At 49.1% G+C, this 11,271-nt stretch carries 1 protein-coding gene; it reads left to right on the forward strand.

Annotated features, from left to right (window positions below; translation table 11 throughout):
- On the forward strand, positions 1-11,271 hold an 11,271-nt coding region (locus tag J7I42_RS24255; RefSeq protein WP_209141472.1), incomplete at both ends, for a non-ribosomal peptide synthetase.

Genomic DNA, 11,271 nt, shown 5'->3' on the forward strand with positions numbered 1-11,271 from the left:
GCAGAAGGGACGAACAGGTGAAGATCAGGGGATACCGAATAGAGCTGGGCGAGATTGAATCAGTATTGCAACAGGTTGCAGGTATACAACAGGCTGTAGTTGTGATAAGAGAAGAAGCGCAGCAGCACAAACAACTGGTGGCCTATGTAATGAGCAGTGATCGATGGGATAAGGAAAAGGCATTGCAGTATCTACGCAGCCGTTTGCCTGAATACATGGTACCGTCGGTGATCGTAGCCCTGGAAGAGCTGCCGCTGACAGCGAATGGAAAGATAGACCGCCGCAGGTTAAGTGAATGGGACATCAGCGCTGACATCAGCTCAAACTATGAAGCACCCAGAAACGAAACAGAGCGGTCCATCGCAGCAATCTGGCAGCAACTGCTAGGCATTGACAAGGTCAGCATCCACGATAATTTTTTTGAAAGGGGCGGCCATTCATTAATGGCCATGCGGGTAAGCGCTGCAATCCGGAAACTGTTGGGCAGGGAAATTCAGGTGCGGGATATTTTTTTACATCCGACACTGGCTTCCTTAGCAGCCCTGGTAGTAGAAAGTAAGGCTGTCAATGCCATTCCCGGCATCAGCGCCGTTTCGCGTCCTGAGTTCATTCCTTTATCCTTTTCACAGGAACGGCTCTGGTTTATCGACAGACTTCAGGGCAGTCTGCAATACCATATACCAGCTGTATTTAAACTGGAAGGAATATTAGACGCTTCCTCCCTCGAAGCGTCCTTTAAAGAAATCATTCAACGCCATGAAGTGCTGCGTACGGTGATCAATGAACAGGATGGTGTTGGATACCAACAGGTGCAGCCTGGCAATGACTGGCTGATGGAGCAAACTACACGGGCATCGATCCTGTTATCGGGTATTACGTTGGATGAGTATATCCGCGGCCAGGTATTGCGTCCGTTTGATCTGTCGGCCGATCCTATGCTTCGGGTAATACTGGTGGAGATTACAGCCACCAGCCATATCCTGATAACGGTGATCCATCACATCGCCTTTGACGGCTGGTCGATCTCTATCATGATGAAGGAGTTGAGTGAGCTCTACAGCAGTAAAGTGCAAAACCAAACCATAACATTACCCGCACTACCCGTTCAATACGCCGATTACGCCATCTGGCAAAGAAAGCACCTGTCCGGAGAAGTATTAGCCAATAAACTACAATACTGGAAACAACAGTTACAAGGTGTAACACCACTGGAGCTGCCTACAGATTATGAACGGGTGGCTGAACAAAGCATCCGGGGAGCAGTAGTGCATCACCAGATCGATAAATCAATACATGAAGGATTGCTCACGGTGTCACAGCAGGAAGGCGTTACCCTCTTCATGACCCTGTTGACTGCTTTCAAGGTATTGCTGCATCGCTACAGTGAGCAAACCGATATCTGCGTGGGAACGCCGGTGGCCAGCAGACAATACCAGGAGATAGAGGGTTTGATCGGGTTCTTAATTAATACGGTAGCGCTGCGCAGTGAAGTAGATGGGGCGAAAACGTTTCACGACTTACTGCAGCAAATAAAGAATATCACTTTACAGGCACACGAACACCAGGATGTACCATTTGAAAAGATAATAGAGGCCATAGAGATCGAGCGGGACAGAAGCCGCCATCCTGTGTTCCAGGTTTGGTTTGTAATGCAGAATACGCCTGCTGCCGGGCCGATGCCTTTTGGTAACCTGCAGATCGAGGAGGAGCCGGCGGATCAATTAACCGCGCAGTTCGAGATCAATCTGAGTATAGCAGAAGGAGAGCAGGGGCTTGAATTAACAGCGGTTTATAATGCCGATCTGTTTGAAGGCCCCACTATGCAAAGACTGCTGGAGCATTACGAGCAGTTATTGCAGGCGATGGTGACCGATATAGAACAACCTGCCGGTGCTGCCAAACTGATGACTGCTGAAGCAGCACAGCAACTGCTGGAGCGCTTCAGCTATAATGGACAGGTAAATAAGACTGCCGCCCCTACAACACTTGTACAGCTGTTCGAACAGCAGGTACAATTGTGTGCCGACGCTCCGGCGCTGGTATTTGGCGAAGAGCAACTGAGCTACCACCAGCTGGATGCACGCAGTAACCAGATCGCCCGTTACCTGCAACAACAGGGTGTTGGCAGAGAAAGTCTCGTTGGTCTTTGTCTTGACCGTAGCACCGCATTGATCTGCTCCATACTGGGTATTTTGAAGGCCGGTGGCGCCTATGTGCCACTCGATCCCGGTTATCCAAAAGAGCGTCTTCAATATATGATCAACGACTGCAATTGCCAGCTAGTGATCACCCATAGTAATTATGTTCATTTGTTACAAGACAGCAACACAATACCCATCTGCCTGGATGAGCAAGAGACCGTCTTGTCGCTTTTGCCAGACAGGAAAGTAGATGCTGCTATAAATACCCAAAGCCTGGCTTATGTAATTTACACATCCGGTTCTACCGGTCGTCCAAAAGGCGTGATGGTAGCGCACGGCTCCGTGGTACAACTGATCAACTGTCAGAGTGCTTATTTTGGCATTGATAACACAGACAGGATCCTTCAGTTCTCCAACTATAGCTTTGACGCCTCGGTAGAACAAATATTTTTAGCCTTGTTGAATGGTGCGGTACTGGTGCTCACCGGAGACCGGGAACGCTTGGAAACAGATCTACTGGAAGCCGTATTGATGCGGGAAGGGATTACCCACCTGCATGCCACACCTGGCTTTTTAAATTCTTTACGACCTGCCGCATACAAACTACGCCGCGTAATAGCAGGGGGAGATGTATGCAGCCGGGAAGTGGTAAAAAGCTGGAGCCGCTATGTAGATTTTTATAACGAATACGGTCCCACTGAAACGACGGTAACGGCCATCGAGTACCGGCATGCACAAGGGGATGCCCTGCCCGCGAACAAAACATTACCTATTGGCCGTCCCCTGGGTGGAACGGCTGTATACATAGTTGACAAGTACGAAAACCTCTGCGCTGTAGGTGTAGCAGGTGAATTATACATTGGCGGTGCCCAGGTAGCCAGCGGTTACCTGAACCACCCTGAACTAACAGCTGAAAAGTTTATAAAAGATCCATTCAGTAAAGAACCCAATGCCCGGCTATACCGCACAGGTGACCTGGCCCGTTGGCTGCCGGATGGTAATATTGAATTTTTAGGCAGAAAAGATGAACAGGTAAAAGTCCGGGGCTACCGCATCGAGCTTGGCGAAATAGAAAGCATCTTGCAACAGGTTACAGGCGTGCAACAGGCAGTAGTAGTGGTACATGAAGACGAACAACACAACAAACAACTGGCAGGCTACGTCGTAACCGACAACAACTATGACCAGGAAGCAGCGCTAACAGCACTACGCAGCCAGTTACCAGCATATATGGTCCCCGCAATACTGACGCCAATAGCGGCTATCCCCTTAACAACAAATGGCAAGGTAGACCGCAAAAAATTATCATTACAACCCATCAGCAATATCACTACACAGGCCTATGCCGCGCCACGCAACGAACTGGAAAGATCGCTGGCACACATCTGGCAGCACCTGCTGGGGGTAGATCAAATAGGCATCCACGACAATTTCTTTGAGCTGGGCGGCGATTCCATTATTGTTATTCAGGTAGTGAGCCGGGTAAGGAAGTTGGGGCATACGTTGCGGGTAAATGATCTGTTCTTATGCCAAACTATCGGCAGGCTGTCCGAACTGATATTATCACAGAACAATGAGCTGGAAGATACGGCTTCCGAGCAAAGCATATTAAGGGGTGATTGCGGTCTGTTGCCTATTCAACAATGGTTCCTGCAGCAGGGCCATAGCAAAACCGCCCACTATAATCAGGAGGTGTTGCTGCAGATCGATAAAAGTATTACCGGCGATGAACTGAATGATGTTTTCCGCCAACTGGCAGGCCATCATGATGCATTACGGTTCACCTATACAAATGCCAACGATGGTTGGCATCAGCAGTATGGAAGTTATATGCCCGAACTGCGGATGTACGACCTGGTCGACTACGAAGAGCAGGAGGCTGCCGAAGCCATCCGCAGGATCGGTGAAGAAGTACAGGGAAGCCTGAACCTTGAAGCGGGCGAATTGATCAGGCCGGTACTAATACGCATGCCCATCTGGAGCAAGCACAACCGGCTGCTGATCGTGGTGCATCACCTGGCAATAGATGGTGTATCCTGGCGCATACTGCTGGAAGATCTTGATATGCTGATCACCCGTAAGAAAACCGGTCTGCCAGCCGATACCGTACTCAAAAGCAGTTCCTGCCGGCAATGGCATGACGCGCTGGTGCAGTATGGCAAAAGCAACCGGTTATTATCGCAAACGGATCACTGGAAAAAGATACAGCAGGTAAGATCGTGCCTCCCGGTTGATACTTCTTATGATGGCATGGTGCACAAAAAAGATATGCGTATGCACCGCATATCCCTGAACCAGGAGTATACCAGGCAATTGTTGCAGGACGTACCGGGTGCATATCGCACTGAAATAAATGATGTACTGCTGAGCAGTTTAACCCGCAGCCTATGCAATTGGAGTGGCGCCGCAGACATACTCATTGGTCTGGAAGGGCACGGAAGAGAGCAGATCAACGACAGTATAAACCTTACCCGCACACTAGGATGGTTTACCACCCAGTACCCCGTATGGTTACAGGCTCCCGCGCGTGATGAAGAAGGTGACTGGCTGGCAAGCGTTAAGGAACAGCTTCGTAAGGTGCCCGATAAAGGACTGGGTTATGGTGTTCTTAAATACATTAACAAGACCGATGCCTTGCAAAACAGCGAGCCATGGGAAATAGCCTTCAACTATCTGGGGCAGCTTGATAACGCCATTTCTGGCGAGTGGCTCAGCAGCGCCACTGAAGCCCGTGGACCATCGGTGCACGATGACAATTTCGTACACGAAAAACTCATCATTAACTGCATGGTGTATAAGGGGGAATTACAGATAGAATGGCACTACAGCAGCTTGCATTACCTGCCTTCGACCGTCTATCAGATGGCCATGGACCATATCACCAGCTTACGACAACTGATCCAGCATTGCATAGAACTGCCTGCCGGAAAAAAGATAGGCACCCCCTCAGATTATGGTCTTCAGGCTGCTGTTACCTACACCGAATTACAGCGGTTTATGGAAGCGGAACCCCGGAGGCAGCAGATTGCTTCCTTATACCCGCTCAGCGGCTTGCAACAGGGCATGCTTTTTCATGGATTGTATAACAAACAGGTAAAAGCCTACATCGAACAGTTCGCCTGTACCTTTACAGGTGGCATGAACCCCGCAGTATTTAAAAGCACCTGGGCTGAGTTATGTCGTCGTCACAGCATCTTGCGTACGGGATTCTATTATGACAACTTCAATATCCCGGTGCAATGCGTATTTGCCCATGCAGCCCCCGATATAAAAGAAATTGATTTCAGTAATAAAAGCGAAACAGCACAACAACAGGCGATTGCCGATTACGAACTGCACGACCGGGAACAGGGTTTTGATTTCAGTCAGGCGCCGTTGATGCGCATCAGCCTGCTGCGGCTTTCCGATAACAGGTACCGCATGATCTGGACCTTTCATCATATTCTGCTGGATGGATGGTCGACCCCTGTAGTGATGCGTGAATTTCTGGAAGTGTATGAGAGCTTATTGGCAGGCCTGTCTGCACCTGCACAACGAGAAGATCGTTACGAAGACTACATACTATATATTAACCGCCGCGACCGGTTTGCAGAGGAAGCGTACTGGCGTGACTATCTGGATGGGATAGAGGCCGCGACTTTACTGCCGTTTATACATTCAACCGAAAGGACCAAGGGCGTGGGTACCCATCTCGCGGAACCCCTTCGGTTGGATGTGCGGCAAACTGACGCCATTCAGCAGTATGCGCGGCAGCACCGCATCACCGTCAATACCCTGATGCAGGGTGTGTGGGCGTATCTGTTAAGCCGCTATACCGGCAAGGATGAGGTGATGTTTGGTGTGGTGGTGTCAGGGCGACCGGAAGAATTACCCGATATAGAAGAGCGGGTGGGATTGTACATCAATACCCTTCCGTTGCGATATACCTGCACCGGTAACCAGTCTGCCACAACCTGGCTGCAACAGTTACAGGCTCAGCAGGTAAAAAGCCGAAAGCACCAGTATGCCGGATTGAACGACATCCAATCGTGGACGGACATCAGGGGAGATATCTTCGATTCCATCATGGTGTTTGAAAATTATCCTGTAAATAAAATAATTGCAGAAAAGAAATGGTCGCTGCAGGTGCAGGACACCGTTTTTGACGAGCGTTCCAATTACCCCTTGAATATTGTGATCACTGAGAATGACGAGATCGATATTTTATTCCGGTACAATGCAGCGGTACTCGACACTTATTATGCAAAACAGATAAGAGATCAATTTCAACATATTTTATTGCAACTGGTGGATGGTGTGGCCAATACAGGGGAGATCCGTTTGCTGGACCTGTCAGCAGAAAAGGAACTGCTGGAGCGCTTCAGCTATAATGGACCGGTAAATATGGTGGCCGCCTCAACAACGCTTGTACAGCTGTTCGAACAGCAGGTACAACTGTGTGCCGACGCCCCGGCGCTGGTATTTGGCGAGGAGCAACTGAGCTACCACCAGCTGGATGCCCGCAGTAACCAGATCGCCCGTTACCTGCAACAACAGGGTGTTGGCAGCCAAAGTCTCGTTGGTCTTTGTCTTGACCGTAGCACCGCATTGATCTGCTCCATACTGGGTATTTTGAAGGCCGGTGGCGCCTATGTACCACTCGATCCCGGTTATCCAAAAGAGCGTCTTCAATATATGATCGACGACTGCAATTGCCAGCTAGTGATCACCCATAGTAATTATGTTCATTTGTTACAAGACAGCCATGCAATACCCATCTGCCTTGATGAGCAAGAGACCGTCTTTTCGCTTCTGCCAGACAGGAAAGTGGATGCTGCTATAAATACCCAAAGCCTGGCTTATGTAATTTACACATCCGGTTCTACCGGCCGTCCAAAAGGCGTGATGGTACCACATGGCTCCGTGGTACAATTCATCAACTGCCAGAGCGCTTATTTTGGCATTGATAACACAGACAGGATCCTTCAGTTCTCCAATTATAGCTTTGATGCCTCGGTAGAACAAATATTTTTAGCCCTGTTGAATGGTGCAGTACTGGTGCTCACCGGTAACCGGGAACGGCTGGAAACTGCGCTGTTGGAAGCCTTATTGATGCAGGAAGGAATTACCCACCTGCATGCCACACCTGGCTTTTTGAATACTTTACGACCGGGTGCGTACAACGGCCTGAAGCGGGTTATCAGCGGCGGAGATGTATGTAGTACCGAACTGGTGAGGAAATGGAGTGCCTACGTAGATTTTTACAATAAATATGGCCCCACAGAAACGACGGTAACGGCCATTGAGTACCGCCATGCACAAGGGGATGCCCTGCCCGCGAACAAAACATTACCTATTGGCCGTCCCCTGAGCGGAACGGCTGTATACATAGTTGACAAGTACGAAAACCTCTGTGCTGTAGGAGTAACAGGTGAACTATACATTGGCGGTGCGCAGGTAACCAGCGGTTACCTGAATCAACCAACGCTAACGACAGCCAGGTTTACGAGCGATCCATTCAGCAATGAACCCAATGCCCGGCTATACCGCACAGGTGACCTGGCCCGCTGGCTGCCGGATGGTAATATTGAATTTTTAGGCAGAAAAGATGAACAGGTAAAAGTCCGGGGCTACCGCATCGAGCTTGGCGAAATAGAAAGCATCCTGCAACAGGCTACAGGCGTGCAACAGGCAGTAGTGGTGGTACATGAAGACGAACAACACAACAAACAACTGGTAGGCTACATCGTAACAGACGATAACTATGACCAGGAAGCGGTAATAACGGCATTGCGCAGCCAGTTACCAGAGTATATGGTCCCCGCAATACTGACACCGATAGCGGCTATCCCTTTAACAACAAATGGCAAAGTAGACCGCAAAAAATTATCGCAACAGGAAATAATCAGGACCAGCAGTGAAACCTACGGAGCACCCGAAAATGAGATTGAACACGCCCTGGCAACCATCTGGCAGGACCTGTTGGGGGTTGAGCGTGTTGGCATACACGACGACTTCTTTGAGCTGGGTGGCGATTCCATCATTGCCATCCAGGTAGTAAGCCGCGCCAGGAAACAAGGCTATATGTTACAGGTGGGTGATCTTTTCTCACACCTTACCATCAGTAAACTGTACAGCGTAATAGCAGGTTATGCGTCTGCTATAGCAGAAGTGACCACTGAACAGGGGATATTGACTGGCGACAGCGGCCTGTTGCCGATCCAACGACGGTTCCTGGAGCAGGAGCATGCCAACGCCTCTCATTACAACCAGGAAATTCTATTGCAGATAGACAAAAGTATTATAGGCGAAGAACTGAATAATGCCTTTCGCGTACTGGCATCACATCATGACGCCTTGCGGTTCAGTTATTCGCAAACAACAGCCGGTTACACCCAGCAATATGGCGGTTATATGCCCGAATTAAGGATGTATGACCTGGCTGCAGAAACGCCAGAGGCGGCTGCCGATGCAATAGCTGCCATGGCAGAAGAAGTACAGCGTAGCTTAAATATTACAGCCGGTGAACTGATAAGGGCGGTATTATTCCGCATGCCTGCATCGTGTACGCACAATCGCTTACTGATCGTGATCCATCACCTGGCAGTAGACGGTGTATCCTGGCGGATCTTATTGGATAACCTCGAAGTATTGCTTACGCAAATGAAGGAAGGGAAAACACCTGACCTCGGCGTCAAAAGCACTTCTTACCGCCAGTGGTATGAAGTACTGGTGGAGTACAGCAAAGGCCCCCGGCTTTTAACACAACAACCATACTGGGAAAGGCTCAACAACGCCGTACCGCAATTGCCTGTTGACAAAACTTTCACGGGAGTACTGCGTAAAAAAGATATGCGCACCTGCCGCGTTACATTAAATGCCCTGCATACACGGCAGTTGGTACAGGATGTGTCGCGCGCCTATCATACCGAGATCAATGACCTGTTGTTAAGTGCGCTGGCCCGCACATTATGTGAATGGTCAGCAGAAAAGAACATTTTAATCGGACTGGAAGGCCATGGCCGGGAAACGATCGCCCATAATATCGACCTGACCCGAACAATAGGCTGGTTCACTACGGTGTATCCTTTGTTGCTGCAGGCGCCCGGTAAAGACCTGCATGATGAATGGTTGATAAATGTAAAAGAACAATTGCGCCAAACGCCCGACAAAGGGTTGGGATACGGTGTGCTGAAATATATTAATAAAACGCCGTCGCTACAGGGCAATGATAAGTGGGAGATATTGTTCAACTACCTGGGGCAGTTAGACCATGTGATGCGTAATACAAGTTGGTTCAGTGCCGCCACCGAAGGGCGGGGAACTGGAACCGATGACGACAATGTATCATTTAATAAGATGGCCGTTAACTGTATGATCTACCAGGGCGAACTGATCATAGAATGGAGCTTTAGCGACTGTCATTACCATCACCATACGATCCAACAGCTGGCAGCAATTTATATCCAGCACCTCGAACAACTCATCGATCATTGCGTAGCCGTACCACCTGCAGAAAGTATCACTACACCTTCTGATCATGGATTACAGATGGCTGTATCGTACCAGGAATTACTTCGTTTTATGGATGAAGAAGAAAATGGCCTGCCCAGAAAGACGCAGATCCAGGCACTGTACCCGCTTAGCGGGTTGCAGAAAGGATTGTTGTTCCACGGTCTGTATGCAGAACAAATGGAGAATTATGTGGAGCAGTTTACCTGTACCGTGAAGTCGGGGTTGGAGCTAGAGCTGTTTAAAAAAACATGGGGTTACCTCTGCCGCCATCATACCATCTTACGAACATCCTTCTACTATGATGCATTCAATATACCTGTGCAAGCTGTACACCGTACTGTTGAAGTACCGGTATATGAGGTCGATTACAGGGCTGCCGGTACGAAAGAGCAGGAAATACTGGTGAAAAAATATGAGCAGCTGGATCATGCGCAAGGGTTCAATTTTAAACAGGCTCCATTGATGCGTATAAGCCTCCTGCGTTTGTCCGATACAACCTTCCATATGATCTGGACCTTTCATCATATCCTGATGGATGGCTGGTCGACCCCCGTTATTATGCAGGAGTTCCTGGAAGTATATGAGAAATTATTGAAAAATGCGCATATAGATGTACCGGCCGAGGATCGTTATGAAGATTATATAAAGTATATCGCAGCACGTGATACATTCAGGGAGGAAGCATACTGGCGGCAGTACCTCCATAGTGGAGGACCAGCTACGTTATTGCCCTGGATATCCCCCGGCGCAGAACGCACCAAAGGAATAGGCCGGCTGGGTGAATGCCGGTTAGTGCTGAATAAAGAAATGCGCCAGCGCATTGCCTCTTTTGTGCAAGGCAACAGAATAACCATTAATACCCTGATGCAGGCTGTATGGGCATACCTATTGTACCGTTACACTGGTCAGCCGGAGATCACTTATGGCGTTATCGTTGCCGGGCGACCAGAAGACCTCGGCGCAATTGAACAACGGGTGGGCATGTACATAAACACATTACCATTGCGGATGCGGTTCAACAAAGATCAGTCTGTTAAACAATGGCTGCAGCAATTGCAGGCTGAACAACTGGAAAGCAGGCGTTATCAATACTCCGGACTACATGAAATACAATCCTATACTGGTGTTCGTGGCGACTTATTCGACACCATCATGGTGTTTGAGAATTACCCGGTAAGTGGTGTGCTATCTTCCCGTAAATGGGCACTGGATGTACAGAGCGCTCAGTTCCATGAACGCACCAATTATCCATTGACCGTGGTTATTACAGAAGGCGAGGGGATCGAGATTCAATTTAAATACAATGCCAGTCTGCTTCAAAAGCAGTACATACTACAGATACGGGAACAGTTTGAACATATACTGCAACAGGTGATAAGTTCCACAGCCGTGCAAATCGATGACATACGCTTTCTGTCACCTGTACAGGAACAGCGGTTGCTGGAAGATTTCAGTCACCCCCGTTCCTTGTTTGCAGCCGATACAGAAGGCACCGTGCTGCAGTTGATAGCAACAGCGGCCAACAAAACTCCGGATGCAATAGCTGTGGTGGATAGCACTACACAGCTTAGTTACCAGCAGCTACAGGAACAAAGCAACCAGCTGGCGTTGTTTGTACAACAGCAGGGCGTTGGTT

It is taken from the genome of Niastella soli (genome assembly GCF_017742245.1).
Taxonomy (GTDB): Bacteria; Bacteroidota; Bacteroidia; order Chitinophagales; family Chitinophagaceae; genus Niastella; species Niastella soli.